Below are 15,436 nucleotides of genomic sequence, written 5' to 3'. Positions count from 1 at the left end.
TTTAATTAGTTAAAATATTTTTTTGTCTTTTTAGAAATATGTTTACTTGAATAAAATTTTCTTTGTAATTTGGCAATTTCATGTTCAATTTCCAAAATTTTATCTTCAAATTGATAATCTTTTTCTTCTAAACTTAAGTATCCTTTAATAGAAATCCTTTTGCGTAAATACATTATTAATAAAATTGATAATAATAACAGAAAAATCAAAAGTGCTAACCCACCCATTGAATATAAAAAAGTAGTAATTGGAATCTCAAAACCTAAAAACTTAATGGTATTAGTACTACTATCATCACTTACTACTGCTAACACTAATTTCACCTCATACATTAGTATATAAATATTATAACAAAAACACCAAATCTAATTAATATTATCTATTTAATAGCTTATTTTCTGTTATAATAATTATTTTAATAATAAAAAAGAATATTATTAATATTCTTTTTCATATGTTCATCCTTCGCTACGTAAATATTTTGCTGCAACAAATTGTGCAAATATTGCTAGAAACAGACCAAAGAAAGTAATCAATAATAAAATTGTATAATCAAGGATTGGACGATTAATTAAAAATAAATCTTCTGGTGGGCGCTGTAACTCTAAAATAAATCTAATTAAATTTCATCCAAAAAAGTAAAGTCCCATTTGAACACCTGCATGCATCATTCGATAATGATGTGGATTATTTATTTCATAAAGTTTTTTGCTTTTATTTATATAATCATTAATTTTCTTACCAGAAAGTTTGACTTCTGCTAATGCTTTATTTACTACATTTTTTGGTACTTGATTATAATAGTAAACTTCATTTCACATTTTAGTTCAAGTCAAATGCTTTGGGTCACGATTTACTTTATTTCAATATTTTGGATTAAAAGTTATTTTTCCTCAGTATTTAAAATTATCTTTAAAATCAAATTGAAACTTATCTGGTTCCACTTTTCATGGCTTTTTACCAAATCATTTACCAAGATTTGGAACAATAAATGTAATCGCTAATCATAAACCTAAATTAGCAATTGATTCATAAAGAAATATTGGTGCACGATAAACAATTTCACCATTAATCGTTTCGGGATTACCACTTGGTCTACCAATTAATTTAAAACAATTATCACGAATAAAAGCAGGTAATCATGATAATGAATCATAACTTACAACGTTACCAAGTAATTCATGATTAAAGAAATTACCTCAACGTCCTAATATCTGCCCTAATAAAATATTAGGAATAATTAAATCGCCATATATTCATAATGATATTTTATACTTACGACCAACAAAATAAAAAATAATTGCACCAGCAATAATGCCAAATAAAACACCACCATGAATAGACATCCCTGGTTTTCAAAATGCAAATTTTTCAAAAAAACTAATTGACTTATCAGGATCATCCTTACCAAGAAAACTAGCACCAAATAATGAAGCAGGAATAATAAATATTATTGATCATGCTAAAGAATCAGTAGGAACACGATAACATTTAAATTTTACTCAAGAAGCAATAATTGAAGCAAAAATACCTGACATAATAGCAAATGCATAAACATGAAATCATCCACCATAAGTATCAGTAATGCCGTGAGGTCCAACAAAATCTAAATTTAACATAACAAACACCTCACTTACAAGACCATCTTTTAATATAGAATACCATAATAGAATACCATAACTAACTAAGAATCACAATATAAATAAAGACAAACAATACATATTGCATATATAATTTTGATAAAGTGTAATTGTAATTCACATTTTTTTAGATTTTTTATTGTATATTATTTTTTGCAAATATAAACTTAAATTAAGATTTACCAAAAAACAAATACAAAAAATAATGTATTTTTGATAAATCTTAATTTATTTTTTAAAAAAAGGGGGAATGAAAATGAAATTTAAACAATTGTTATTATTAATTACCAGTGTTACAAGTTTAGGGATGATATTATCAAATAATAAAATAATTAATAGCAATCAAAATACTACTTTTTTAAATAAAAACAATGTTTCTAAAATTAGTTTTAACAAAATGACAGGCACTACTGGTGAAATTAATAGTTTAACTTTTAACGGTGAGCAAACTTATGCTGTTAATAATAAAGGTATTGTTTATAAAAGTGACAATGGTCAATCTTTTGAAGAAATAAATTTACTTAATTATGATTATAAAATAAAATCACTAATTACAACACCTAATGGAACAATTTACGTTGGAACTTATAATGAAAAAAATAATGAATTAAAAGTTTATATTCTTAAAAATGATCAACTTGCTGAAAAATATACTTTAAGTTCACACCAATTATTAGCAATGACTTTTGACAAAGAAAATAATATTTATATAGGAACAAATGAAGGGGTATATACTAATTCAAGTCCAACAACTGAATTAGAAAAAATAGATGGGGCAACAGGTAACATTACAGTTTTAAAAACAACTAAAAATGGCTTAATTTATGCCGGTAATACAGAAGGAATGATTTTTAAAAGTATTGGGGGTAATCCTTTTAATTTAGTTGAGCAACTAGAAGATGGTGGTATTACAAGCATTGCTGTTGATAATAAAGAAACAGTCTTTGTTACTAACAACAGTAAAAAAGTTTATTATAAACGTGTTACTATTGCTAATTTTTTACCATATAAGCAAACTTTAGAAACAATAAATACAACAGTAATAACTTTTGGAACAGGAGTTTTAGTTGGTGATAAAGATGGTAATATATGAAAAAGTTATAAAGAAAACAACTTTAATTTAATGAATGAAAATAAACTAAATTCAATTAACGAATTGATTTATAATTCTAATAATTTTACTATTTATGCAACAACTACTGATGGAATATATAAAAATAAATAATCTAATTTAAAATAACTAATTTTAAGTTAGTTCTTTTTTAAAAAAAATTGTAATACTTATTGAAAAATTTAATAGTAAAATTATAAATCATTTTAATTTTTTATAATTTTGTTTATTCATAAAACATCTCTAATATTTTATTAGAGATGTTTTTAAAAATACTTTAATTTATTATATTTTTACATATATTAAAACTTATATATTTGCTTGTAAATTTGATTTATATAAAAAACTATTACTATTTTTTAACTTTAATTTTATTTCATTAAAAAAATCAAATTTTTCTTTTTCTTTATAATCATTAGAAAATATTTCTAAAGTTTCAGCATCAGATTTTTCATAAAAATGATATATATTATTGAATACTTGCTCTTGTGTTTCTTCTTCTTTTATTACTCGATACATAAAATTAAGAACTGAACACATTTTTCGATATTTATTATCTTTTCTTAAAGCATTATTAAATTTTTCTTTTTGTTTAGTATTCATTTTGGATATTTTAGAACTATTTTTAACGTTTGTTATATCAATTTCTTCATCCACTAAATAAACTACTTGATCTAAAAAATTTAATACTAATTCATCTACATCTTTTGATTTATATTTTTTTAAGGTTTCTAAATAAGTATCTGCTAAATTAATTGCTAATAAATTTAAAAAATTATTTAAAACTTTTGTTTTTAAATTTTTATTGATATTTAAATCCATTATCAAAACTCCTTAAAATCACCTTCAATAGAGTGATTATATCAATTTTAACCTCATATTTTTGTAAATACAATATTACTTTATTTTTTTACCTTTAATTCGTTTTCTTTTAAGTTCTAATTCTAATTTAGGATTATTATCATGTTTTAAATAATAATTTTGTCTATTTATAATTAATTTATTTTCTAATATTAACCCTAATCTTTTAGTTTTTTCTTCAGCTAATTCTTTTTGTAATTTTCTGTCTTTTTCATTTTCAAGTGATTCATGTTTAAATCTAGAATCTTGTAAATCTTTTTCATGTTGTCTTTGCTTTTCTTTATCAATTAATTTTGCTTCAATCTTAGCTCTATTTTCTATATACTTTTTAATACTTTTAAAAATAGAAATTGGGTTCAAACAATCAATTATTTTTAATAAAATTTTCACATAACCCCCTACTCCCCATTTAAGTAATTATTATTAATATACTTATTATAAATTAAAATTTTATCAATTTCTTAGGGAATTGTTTTTTTATTATATCATTTTATTTAAACTTGCTTTTAATTTATTTTTCTATGAATACTAGATTTATTATAGAAAATTATATCATTTTATTTATAATTTTTATAAATAAAATGATATAATCAAAAATATAAATAAATTATTTATAAAACTTTGAAATGGGGAATATAAAATGATTAATAACATAAAAAATATGATTAAAAATTACTCTAGAGAAATTGAGTGTCACGCAATAATTAAAAATAATTTAGAAAATAATCAGTCAAAAACTCAAGAAAATTTAATTAATATTGAAATGCAAAAAAATTACATCAAAATTAAAATGGAAATAATTGCAGAATTAAAAAAAATACTATATATTTAACATAAAATTGTGAGAAATCTGATTTTAATCTAAAAATATGATTTATAAAAATAAAAAAATAATTGTTCTATTTAAGTCAATTATTTTTTTATTTTCAAATAATTCAATTTAGAAAAATACAAATCAAATATATATATATATATATACATTTTTTTTAATTTTCTTCATCTATTTTTAAAACAGCACGAAATGCTTCTGGTGGTAATTCAACATTACCAATCGATTTCATTTTTTTCTTTCCTTCTTTTTGTTTTTCTAAAAGTTTTCTTTTTCTTGTAATATCACCACCATAACATTTAGCAATAACATCTTTTCTAACTGCTTGCACAGTTTGACGAGCAATAATTTTATTATTAATAGCAGCCTGAATAGCAACTTCAAAATTTTGTTTCGGAATTAATTTTTTTAATTTTTCACATAAAACACGCCCACGATCATAAGCAAAATCCTTATGAACAATAACAGATAATGAATCAACAATATTACCTGCTAATAAAATATCCATTTTCACTAATTTACTTTCCTGATAACCAATTAACTCATAATCTAATGAAGCATAACCTTTTGATATTGATTTTAATTTATCAAAAAAATCAATGACAATTTCATTCAGTGGCATATTATAAATAAGAGTTCTTCGTAAATTATCAGCATATTTTAGATCTAAATAAGTTCCGCGTTTATCCTGACATAATTGCATCAATGCACCAACATATTGTTCTGGTGTCATTATTGTTACTTGTACAAATGGTTCTTCTACACTTTTAATTGTTTGCACAGTTGGTCATTTTGCTGGATTATCAATTATTAACTTTTCACCACTAGTTAAATTTACTTCATAAATTACAGAAGGAGCTGTTGAAATTAAAACTAAATTATATTCACGCTCTAAACGCTCTTGAATAACATCCATATGTAATAACCCTAAAAAACCACAACGAAAACCAAAACCTAATGCTTGTGATGTTTCAGCAGTAAAAATTAATGAGGCATCCGATAATTGAATTTTATATAATGCATCCTTTAATTCTTGATATTTATTAGTATCAATTGGATATAAACCACAATAAACCATTGGTTTTAAAGTTTTATAACCTGGTAATGGTGCATCAGCAGGATTAATAACACTAGTAATCGTATCACCAACATGAATATCACTAATTATTTTAATTGCACCACTAATTCAACCAACTTCACCAGCTGTTAACATTTCTCTCTTTTCTTCTTTTGGTGTGCGTACTCCTAATTCAGTAATTTCATATTCAGCACCAGTTGACATCATTCTTACTTTATCACCAACTTTAATTACACCAGTTTTGATTCTAATAAATGCCATCACTCCACGATATTTATCATATAATGAATCAAAAATTAAAGCACGTAATGGTTCATTATCGTCAGCATCAATTGGATAAGGAATATATTTAATAACTGCTTCTAAAACATCGCGAATATTAATACCTGTTTTTGCAGAAATTAAAGGTGCATAATCAGCAGGTAAACCCAATACTTTTTCAATTTCTTCTTTAACTTTTTCTGGTTCAGCACTTGGTAAATCTATTTTATTAATAACAGAAATAATTTCTAAGTCATTATCTAATGCTAAATATACATTTGCTAAAGTTTGTGCTTCAATACCCTGAGCAGCATCAACTACTAAAATGGCACCCTCACATGCTGCTAAACTACGCGATACTTCATAAGTAAAGTCAACATGACCTGGAGTATCAATTAAGTGAAGCAAATAAGTATGACCATCTAATGATTGATATTTAAGCTGTACACTATTTAGTTTAATTGTAATGCCACGTTCACGTTCTAAATCCAGTGAATCTAACAATTGATTTTTCATTTCCCTTTTTGAAACGGCATTAGTTAATTCTAAAATACGATCAGCCAAAGTTGATTTACCATGATCAATATGGGCAATAATTGAAAAATTTCTAATGTATTTTTTATCGATACTCATAATATTATTTATTCACCTATCTTTTGCTTATAAACTATTTACTATGTTTTAGTATATCAAAGTTTAAATAAAATTAAATCGAAAGTTGCAGATAATCTTATAAATATAATTAAACTATCACTTAACAATATATGAAAAGATATATACATAAATAACTAGTTTTTAAAATCATGTAAAATTATAATAACAAAAAATAAAGGAGGGAGGGTGTTAGTAATATGAAAAAAATATTAACAACATTAAGTATTTTAGCAATTACAATTACTGTTGGAAATGTAAATAATGTTAATTTAAATAGTAGTTCGCAACAAAATGCACATATAATTAATAAAACTCAACAAGACACAATTTACATTGACAAAGATGGAGAACAAATAACAACTAATGAAACAGATTTATCAAATATAAATAGCAAAGAAATTGTTCAAATTGGATTTTATAAAAACATCATTAATCAAATTCAAGTGGTTAAAATGCCAAAAACAATTCAAAAAGTGCCAGATCAATTACCACCAGAAATAACTTCTTTAAAACACATGTTTTGAGATGCTATTGTCTTCAATCAAGATATTTCAAAGTGAGACATTTCAAAAGTAACAGATTTAAGTCTTATCTTTCAAAATGCTATTGCATTTAATCAAAGTCTTGCAGATTGAAATACATCAAATGTAATAAATATGAATTCAATGTTTGCTGATGCTTTAACATTTAATCAAAATATTTCAAATTGAAATACTTCTAATGTAACAAATATGAATAAAATGTTTTTTAATGCAAGATCATTCAATCAAAACCTTTCAAAATGAAATGTAAAAAAAAATAATAGAACACAGTAATTTTGCTACTGGCTCAAAAATTGATAATCCCAATAAATTACCAAAATTTAAACAATAAAAAAAATAATAAGAAAAAAATAAGGTGGTAAATAATTATGAGAAAACTGCTAAGATTTATATTATCTTTAATGGTTGCAACACCAACAAGTATTAGTTTAGTTGCTTGTGGAGGAACAGTATATCCTGTACATAAAAAAGTGGAATGGCAACCCTTTTTAGGACTATTTTTTGGTAGACATTTGTTTTTGATAACTAATTGGAGTTAGGTAGTTTAGAGTACTGTGAATTCTTATGTTGTTATATCAATTGATGTAATCAAATAATTCTAATTTTAATTGGATTAATGATGTAAAATTTTTATCATTAATAAATTCAATTTTGAAAGTTTTAAAAGTTGCTTCAGCAACAGCATTGTCATAAGGACATCCTTTTTTGCTTAAAGATCGAGTTATGTTGAAAGCTAATAAAAGTTTATCAATAGTTTTATTATTGAATTCATTACCGCGATCAGTATGAAATATTTCAATATCTTTTAAACAGTGATTTGATTGCATAAATGCTTGATATACTAATGATGCATCTTTTTTAACTCCAATACTATGTCCAATAATTTCGCGGTTAAATAGGTCGATTAATAGGCAAATATAGTTTCATTTACCATTAACTTGAACATAAGTTAAATCACTAACAATAACTTCATTTTTAATTCTATTATTAAAGTTTCTATTAACAAGATTGGTTATTTGACTATCATTGACTTTATTATGATAATTTTTGAATGATAATTTAGTGTATTTTGATATTAAATTATGCTTATTCATAATTTCTTTAATTTTTCTGCGTGATAAATAAATTTCTTGGTTTGCTAGTATGACTTTTAATCTTCTAGTACCATAAACTTCTTTATTTTCTTTAAAAGCACTAATAACAGCTTGTTCATAAATATTATTTTGAATTTTATTTTTTTTCTTTAAATTAAAATAATATGTTGATTTAGAGAGTTTTAAAAAATGACACATTGTGCGAATTTTATATTTAGATTTATTATTTGCAATAATCTCTACTTTCTGCCTATTATTAGTGCTGCTTGCTTTAAAATATCAATTTCCATTCGTAACTGTTTTAATTCTTTATTTGCTTGAATTAATTGTTTTTCTAAATCTGAAAGATTATCTTTAGTTTTAAAACTACCTGAATTAGTAAATTGCTTAATTCAATTGTAAGTAGCTGCTCTTGTAACATTGTATTCTTTAACAAGGCAAGATACTGATTTGCCACTTTGATATAAAGCTACTATTTGTTTTTTAAATTCATCTGAATATGAGTTAATAGTGACCATAATTATAATTCCTTTCTTTTAACTAATTTGTTCACTTGTCTATGTAATTAGTGTCCAATAAAGTGTAACCCATCCAAAATCCGTAAATGATGGAACTTATTTTTCAAAAGGTGATGTTATTAAAGTAAAATTTTCAATTGGTGAAATTCAATTTAATAATGAATATACGCTAACTATTATTTAAAATAAAAAATGAATATAATAATTATTCATTTTTTTATTATTAATTAAATATTAAAAGTAACATTTCATGATATTAATTTATCTATATTACTGATGTTAATCTCTTTGTTTGAGATTTACTACCTTCAATAACACTATTATTTTCTGATTCATTTATTTTTTCTACTATATATGTCATAGCAGAAACCGTTCCCACCGCAATAATACTACCAGCAAGCACAGGAGCAATAACGGGTGCACCACCAGCTCCAATTATAATACCACTAATAGCAGCAGAAAGAACAGTAGTTGCAATAACTGTTTCAGATGGTGTTGGATCGATTATATGATTTTTAATTACTTTTTTTAACTTAGATATTTTTTTAAAACTTTTTTTAATTTTTTTATTCATAAAACCTTTTTCTCCTTATTTTAATTAAAAACCCTTTACCTTAAAACTTAAGTAAATGGGTATAAACTTATATTAAGTTTATAAAATTATACCATATTGTCTATATTAGATATCAATAATTGATAATAAGTAAACTATTCTAAAACAGTTATTTTTTTATTTTTTAAATAATCAAATTCTTGATCATTTCAAAAACTATAATTTGATCTAATCTTATTTTTACTAAGAGCATAATAAAGTGGAATAGCAACAAAATAAGCAAAGATAGCTTGAATACTATCAGTAATTAATTCATTAACTGTAATAGCATAATCTTGATAAATTACTAAATAAGACAATGGGTAAATAAGTAATAAAATACCAGCAAAAAAGAAAGTATAAATAGTACTTCATCAAGATTTATTAATTAATAACTTAATAACAAAAAACATTAAAATTCTAATAAAAATTGTAATAGGAATAACCACAATTTTAACACCACTAATTAAATCAAAAATGCCACCCGCAATTGGTCCTGCAAATAACAGCATTGGCCCTTCAAAAAAAGCACAAAACGGAATAAAAACAGCATCAAATAATTGCAAAGTAGAATTTCCACCAAATAAACTAGTAATTGCTCAACCAAAAAGAAAAGTTGAACAATAACCAATTGTTACTAATAAACCAGTAATAATACCAGTCATTGCTAGATATTTAATTGAGCGAAAACGATACATCTTTTCCTCCTAGATTACCAAAAAATATTAGTTATTTTTTTATTACTATTTAAAGATAAAACCAATTGCAATTGGATTAATTTTAGAACCATAGTAACAAGCTGCTATAATTTCTTTTTTACCTGCTGGTTGAATAACCTTAATTACTATGTTATTAGTTTTAGTGGCAACAATAATACCTAATTTATTTATTGCAACAATTGTTCCTGGCAGAGCATTTGATAATTCATTAGTTACTGTTACTTGATGAATTTTGTATATATTATCATTCAATGTAGTATAAGCGATTGGTGTATTATACAATCCACGAACATGACATGAAATTAATTGTGCTGAAAGATTTCAATTAATTTTTTCATCACTTCTTTTAATATTTAAACCAAAAGTTACTTTATTTTCATCTTGTTCTTGCTCTTGTATTTCATTATTAATGATTTTTAATAAATATTTTATTAACATATTTTGTGCTAAAGTTATCAACTTATTAACTAAAGAAGTATATGTATCCTCAATACCAATTGAAACTTGTTCTTGAACATAAATTGCTCCTGCATCCATTTTACTTACCATTTTCATTAATGTAATACCAGTAGTTTGTAATCCATTAATAATTGCTCATTGAATAGGGGCACCACCACGCAATGATGGTAATAATGAAGCATGAATATTTAAACATTTATATTTTGGTAAATTTAAAATTGCTTTTGGTAAAAATTGACCATAAGCACAAGTAAGAATAACATCAATATTTAATAATTGTAAACTTTTTAAACTTTCAATAATATTTTCTGGTTGGAAAACAGGGATTTGATATTCTTCTGCCAATTGTTTAATTGCTAAAGGAACAACTTCTTGTTTACGACCAATTTTACGATCTGGCTGACAAACAACACCAACTATTTCAACTTCATTTTTCATTGTTATTAACAATGTTTTTAAAATATTTTCAGAAAAAAAAGAAGAACCCATAAATAAAATTTTAAATTTTTTCATAATTTTCGCCCTCAATTTTTGCTTTGTACATTTCAATAATATTTTTTACATGTCAGAATAATACTACCATACCTAAAGTATCTTGAGCACAATATTTTAACATATTTTCACGAAAATTATGAATTCAATTAGTTAAACTAATGTTATTTTCAACTCTTCTACGAAAAACTTCTGATGCCATATCTCCTTTTTTAATAACTAATCCTTCATAAGAAAAGGAAGGTTCAAATGCTGGTAAAGTTTTTTTAATTGAAAGAGAACCATAAAACGGTTCTTTATAAATTTTAAATTCTTTAAAAAAATCTTGTAAATCAATAGTACCATCATGGATTAATGATAATTTATTTTTATATTGAGGATAATAATAAGCTAATTTTTTAAGAACAGATTTCTCAAATGATTGATTATAAGCAACATACGTACCCTTACCATGAATATTAATTAAATCATGACATAATTTTTTTGTTAACATTTCTCTTGGATCATCATTTCCATCTGCTAAAAATTCATAATGTTTAATTGATTTATAAGTTTTAAAATCAAAATCTGGTGCCAATAATACATGGACAGAATATTGAAAAGGAATTTGTTGATATGGTTTACTATTTTTAAACTTAGGTATTGCAGATTTCATAGTCTCAAAATCATACATATAAATTGGATATTGGTACTTTTTGTATTCAATTTTTAAATCAACAAATTTATTGCCATCAATTAATTTTTCACCATTTTTAATTACATCATATTGTCTTAAATGTAAATTAGACTTTGTTAAAAATGGTAATAATCTTTCATCATTAATTTCTAACAAATCTTCTTCATAATATCACAATGCTTTCTTAGTTTTTCTTAAACGATATAATTCAAAAATAGTATTATGAATAGAAAAATATTTAAAAATATGAGGACAAAATTGATTACTATTTTCATGACAATAAGGTAAAGTTAATAATTTAACTATTTCATCAATATCACTAATTTTAATAATATTCTTAATATTTTCATATTGTAATTTCAAATTATTATTTAAAATTTCATCTTGAATTGATTCAAAAAGACTAAAACTTTTTTTAGTATTAGGACTTTTTTGCCAAGTTGATCCATTAACAATAAATAATTCATTTAAATCTATTTTTTCTTTCTTAACATAATTATTATTTAAATACATAATATAAGTATTAACTACTTTAATTCCAAATTTGGTTAAAATATCATACTGATAAAGTAAATCTCACATATGTTCTTCTTTAACTCAAGTTACTGCTTTTACTTCAATTAAATCCCAACCATCATTATTTCGTTTTAAAATATCACACTTAGTAACACAGCCCTGATATTCAAATCTTGGTTCAAATAAAACATCATACTCTTTATTATTAATAATTTCTATGACATTATTACCCGGTTCAGACTCAAAATTAAAATAAGAATATTTTACTTTAAAATATTCTTGAGCATAGTGCCCAGTTTCAATACCATCTGCAATTGTTTCACCAAGATAAAATTCAGAATCATCTTCTTCATTATAATTATTTTCAAATGTATCATCATCTAAATCAGAAATAGTAATTAAATTAGATTTAAATTTACTACTTGTTTTAGTATGCGTTAGTTCAACAAAATTTATTATCTTTTTCTCTTCAATTAAATGCTTAGCTAAAGCATAATTTTTTGCATTTAAAAATCATGAAAGTTTTCGACAAATACGGAAATGCTTATAATCATCTTTATAAATTTTCATTACATATCACCCAATTGCCTACTTAAAAATAAAGATTTATTTATCTTTTCATCCAGAAAATTTATCATGAATTGCAATTTTAGGTTTTTCTAAATTTTTAGCACGTTTTTTATTTTCTTTATTTTGTAAACGTTCTTCTTCAATTGCAAGTTTAACGGCTTCATTTTCTTTTTTAATTGCTGTTTTTTCTTCTGCTGTCTTTCTTTTTATTTTAATTTTACCACTACGTTTTTTTGACATTTCAATTTTCTTAAGTGTTTCTTCTAAATCCAATTCACAATTTACTTTTCAAATTGTTTCAAATTCTTTCTTTGATAATTGCTTAGTAAATCCTTCTACCTCAAATGCTTTAGTTGCAAATAAATCATTTTTCTTAGAATCATATAATTTTACAATTACATCAAAAACATCACGATAGCGATATTCTTTACTACTACGTGAAACTACTTGTTCAAATTCTACTGTTTTATGTTGCAATTTTAATTCATCACGCATAAAGGATTTAATAATATTTTTTACTTCTTTTTGACGTTGTTTTTTCTCTTCTTTTTTCTTCTTTTTTGCTGAAATGGTTGTAAAAATAAAAATTATTAAAACTACTCCTATAAGCGCTAACATTCATCATTGACTAGATAAATTTCCCATTTTTTATTCCTCTTTTTTTGATTTATAAATTTTCCTCGATTACTGCTAATAGTTTAGTTGGACTCATCGGTGAAATTGTTAAAATTAAATTAACATCTTTTTTAATTACAAAATAAAGATGTGTTTTATTTACTCTAATATATTTAAAACTTTTTGTCTCTTCAATATCATAAGACTCATTAATCAATTTTAAACAATATTCACGTAATTGGATATCATTTAAGTCTTGCAATTTTAATCTTGTTCTAATCCTACCAATACTATGGTAAGAAAATTGATAAGGGTTACGAAAATAGTAACTCATTTATTTACCACACCTACATTTATCATTAAAGTTTTTAAACAAATAATTTACATTAAAAGTGTAAAAAAATTAAAATATATTATTAACAAAAAGCTAACACATTAATTATACTGAAAAAATAAAAAATATTATACAACATTTATGATTTTTGTTATAATTATTTTTGTTGTAATTAATCTATAAAACATGTTCAAAACAAAAAAGGAGAAAAAATGGCTAACATTGCATCACAAATTAAAAGAATTAAAACAAACCAAAAAAGAAATGAAATTAATAAAAGTTATAAATCTAAAGTTAAAACTGCTTTAAAAAAAGCTGAAATATCAATAAAAAACAAAGCAGAAAATGCTACAGTACTTGTTAATGAAGTATGTAGTTTAATTGATAAAGCTGTTGTTAAAGGCATTTATCACATTAATAAAGCTGCTCATCAAAAATCTAAAATTATGACTAAATTAGCAAAAGCAAAATAACTATAATTTATTTTAAAAAGAGACACTATTAATAGTGTCTCTTTTTAAAATATAATTGATATTTTTAAACTAAATTTTTGTTTTAATAAAATACCAAATTCAAAAATTATTTAGCTAATAATGTAAAGTTAGAACTTGATGCTCTAATCTCAGCAAAAATTTTATTTTTTTGAAATTCATCTGATGTATCCATAACTATAAAAATACTAAAATTACTAATATCTAATTTATTACGATCAAATGTACTGTGAATTTTATAAATAGAAGCACCATTTTTAGTAATAATATTAATAATTTCGCTAATAGTACTATTATTAATTTTACCGTTAACTGAAAAAGGAACTCGTCGATGTGAACTAATTAAGGCACTATTAATAATTGTTCCTAATGTAGTAATATCAACATTGCCACCACTAATTACACAAACAACATTTTTATCTTTACCAATGATTTTATCTAATTTACCAGAAAGAATAGCAGCAACACTAACAGCACCACTACCTTCAGTTACAATTTTACATTTTTCTAATAAAAATAACATTGCTTGTGCAATTTCTTCTTCGCTAACAGTAATAACTTTATCAACATTTTTCTTTAAAATATTAAATGTTAATTCCCCTGTTTGTTTAACAGCAATTCCATCAGCAATTGAACTTTTACCTTTAATTTTAAATGGTTTTCCTTGTTTTAAAGCTTGATTATAAGAATCAACATTTTGTGCTTCAATACCAATAAATTTAATATTTGGATTTTTACTTTTTAAATAAATTGAAATACCACTTAAAAGTCCTCCTCCACCAATTGGAACTAAACAATAATCAATTTCTTTACCCATTGCATTCATTTGTTCATATATTTCCAAACCAATTGTACCTTGACCAGCAATAACAAAATTATCATCATATGGATGAACTAACATTAACCCTTCTTCTTTTTCAAGTCTTAATGCTTCAGACATTGCATCATCAAACATATTACCACAAAGTTTAACAGTACATTTAGCACCACCAAATTCTTTAGTAGCAGCAATTTTGGCTAGTGGTGCTGTTACAGGCATAACTATCTTTGATACTAAATTTAAACTTGAAGCTGCTAAAGCGACTCCTTGTGCATGATTACCAGCACTAGCAGCAATTAAACCCTTTGCTTGCTGTTCCTTTGATAAATTAAGAATTTTATTTAAAGCGCCTCTAATTTTAAAACTACCTGTTTTTTGTAAATTTTCTAACTTTAAAAATATATTATTACCAGAAAATGAAGAAAGTTTATCTGCTTTTATCAAACTTGTCTTACTAATTTTATCTTTAATTTTTGAATACGTTTCTTCAATTATTTCTTCACTTACTAAATTTTCCACAATGGTTCCTCCTGAGTTTCTATCTAATTTCTCAAATATAATTAA

General features: G+C 23.8%; 18 protein-coding genes. 5 read left to right on the top strand and 13 right to left on the bottom strand.

Annotated elements, in window-relative coordinates; translation table 4 throughout:
• Positions 1-5: 5 nt before the first annotated feature.
• Entirely contained in the window at positions 6-314 is a 309-nt protein-coding gene (locus tag AAHM95_RS06805; RefSeq protein ID WP_174480536.1) for a hypothetical protein, read from the bottom strand.
• A gap of 123 nt (positions 315-437) precedes the next feature.
• Positions 438-1,619 (bottom strand): prolipoprotein diacylglyceryl transferase family protein, encoded by a 1,182-nt coding sequence (locus AAHM95_RS06800; RefSeq protein WP_342274463.1) that lies wholly within the window; start codon positions 1,617-1,619, stop codon positions 438-440.
• 277 nt (positions 1,620-1,896) lie between these two features.
• On the opposite strand from AAHM95_RS06800, the gene AAHM95_RS06795 reads away from it, so the two are divergent.
• A complete protein-coding gene (locus AAHM95_RS06795) occupies positions 1,897-2,865 on the top strand; it encodes a ligand-binding sensor domain-containing protein (protein WP_342274462.1) in 969 nt (322 codons plus the stop codon).
• A gap of 195 nt (positions 2,866-3,060) precedes the next feature.
• Here the strand turns inward: AAHM95_RS06795 and AAHM95_RS06790 are convergent, their stop codons facing one another.
• Together AAHM95_RS06790 and AAHM95_RS06785 are read right to left on the bottom strand one after the other, a co-directional pair.
• Entirely contained in the window at positions 3,061-3,573 is a 513-nt protein-coding gene (locus tag AAHM95_RS06790) for a hypothetical protein (protein WP_342274461.1), read from the bottom strand.
• Positions 3,574-3,648: 75 nt separating this feature from the next.
• Entirely contained in the window at positions 3,649-4,002 is a 354-nt protein-coding gene (locus AAHM95_RS06785) for a hypothetical protein (RefSeq protein WP_338973908.1), read from the bottom strand.
• A gap of 250 nt (positions 4,003-4,252) precedes the next feature.
• Here AAHM95_RS06785 and AAHM95_RS06780 point away from each other — a divergent pair, with 250 nt between their 5' ends.
• On the top strand, positions 4,253-4,444 hold the full coding sequence (locus AAHM95_RS06780; protein WP_338973909.1) for a hypothetical protein: 192 nt from the start codon (positions 4,253-4,255) through the stop codon (positions 4,442-4,444).
• Between the two features lie 154 nt (positions 4,445-4,598).
• Here the strand turns inward: AAHM95_RS06780 and lepA are convergent, their stop codons facing one another.
• Positions 4,599-6,407, bottom strand: a complete 1,809-nt coding sequence (lepA, locus tag AAHM95_RS06775; RefSeq protein ID WP_425289634.1) for a translation elongation factor 4 — start codon at positions 6,405-6,407, stop codon at positions 4,599-4,601.
• Between the two features lie 224 nt (positions 6,408-6,631).
• Here lepA and AAHM95_RS06770 point away from each other — a divergent pair, with 224 nt between their 5' ends.
• Positions 6,632-7,249, top strand: coding sequence for a BspA family leucine-rich repeat surface protein (locus AAHM95_RS06770; protein ID WP_338975368.1), 618 nt, complete (start codon positions 6,632-6,634; stop codon positions 7,247-7,249).
• 95 nt (positions 7,250-7,344) lie between these two features.
• Positions 7,345-7,515: a hypothetical protein gene (locus AAHM95_RS06765; protein WP_342274459.1), complete on the top strand. Its 171-nt coding sequence runs from the start codon at positions 7,345-7,347 to the stop codon at positions 7,513-7,515.
• Here AAHM95_RS06765 and AAHM95_RS06760 read toward each other — a convergent pair.
• The 7 genes from AAHM95_RS06760 to AAHM95_RS06730 form a co-directional block, all read right to left on the bottom strand.
• A protein-coding gene (locus tag AAHM95_RS06760; protein WP_342274458.1) for an IS3 family transposase occupies positions 7,471-8,588 on the bottom strand; the annotation gives its coding sequence in 2 pieces (ribosomal slippage) (positions 7,471-8,318 and positions 8,318-8,588; 1,119 coding nt in all). The genes AAHM95_RS06765 and AAHM95_RS06760 overlap by 45 nt on opposite strands.
• Positions 8,589-8,853: 265 nt before the next feature.
• Complete coding sequence (locus AAHM95_RS06755; RefSeq protein WP_342274457.1) at positions 8,854-9,162, bottom strand: hypothetical protein; 309 nt, start codon at positions 9,160-9,162, stop codon at positions 8,854-8,856.
• 134 nt (positions 9,163-9,296) lie between these two features.
• Complete coding sequence (locus AAHM95_RS06750; protein ID WP_338960836.1) at positions 9,297-9,878, bottom strand: ECF transporter S component family protein; 582 nt, start codon at positions 9,876-9,878, stop codon at positions 9,297-9,299.
• A 45-nt stretch (positions 9,879-9,923) separates the two neighbouring features.
• Positions 9,924-10,871, bottom strand: coding sequence for a methionyl-tRNA formyltransferase (gene fmt / locus AAHM95_RS06745; RefSeq protein WP_338977334.1), 948 nt, complete (start codon positions 10,869-10,871; stop codon positions 9,924-9,926).
• Positions 10,858-12,612, bottom strand: coding sequence for a DUF2779 domain-containing protein (locus AAHM95_RS06740; RefSeq protein WP_342274456.1), 1,755 nt, complete (start codon positions 12,610-12,612; stop codon positions 10,858-10,860). Before AAHM95_RS06740 ends, fmt begins: the two co-directional genes overlap by 14 nt.
• Before the next feature lie 36 nt (positions 12,613-12,648).
• Positions 12,649-13,257, bottom strand: a complete 609-nt coding sequence (locus AAHM95_RS06735; RefSeq protein ID WP_281747823.1) for a hypothetical protein — start codon at positions 13,255-13,257, stop codon at positions 12,649-12,651.
• Between the two features lie 22 nt (positions 13,258-13,279).
• Entirely contained in the window at positions 13,280-13,561 is a 282-nt protein-coding gene (locus AAHM95_RS06730) for a hypothetical protein (protein ID WP_174480491.1), read from the bottom strand.
• Positions 13,562-13,773: 212 nt separating this feature from the next.
• Here AAHM95_RS06730 and rpsT point away from each other — a divergent pair, with 212 nt between their 5' ends.
• The gene (rpsT, locus tag AAHM95_RS06725) at positions 13,774-14,034 is read left to right on the top strand and encodes a 30S ribosomal protein S20 (protein ID WP_342274455.1); all 261 of its coding nucleotides are present in this window, start codon (positions 13,774-13,776) and stop codon (positions 14,032-14,034) included.
• Between the two features lie 106 nt (positions 14,035-14,140).
• Here the strand turns inward: rpsT and ilvA are convergent, their stop codons facing one another.
• Complete coding sequence (gene ilvA, locus AAHM95_RS06720; protein ID WP_342274454.1) at positions 14,141-15,391, bottom strand: threonine ammonia-lyase; 1,251 nt, start codon at positions 15,389-15,391, stop codon at positions 14,141-14,143.
• Between the last annotated feature and the right edge of the window lie 45 nt (positions 15,392-15,436).

This window comes from Spiroplasma endosymbiont of Phycita roborella (genome assembly GCF_964031195.1).
GTDB lineage: Bacteria > Bacillota_I > Bacilli_A > Mycoplasmatales > VBWQ01 > Spiroplasma_E > Spiroplasma_E ixodetis_A.
This window is presented reverse-complemented; position numbering and strand designations above follow the sequence as displayed.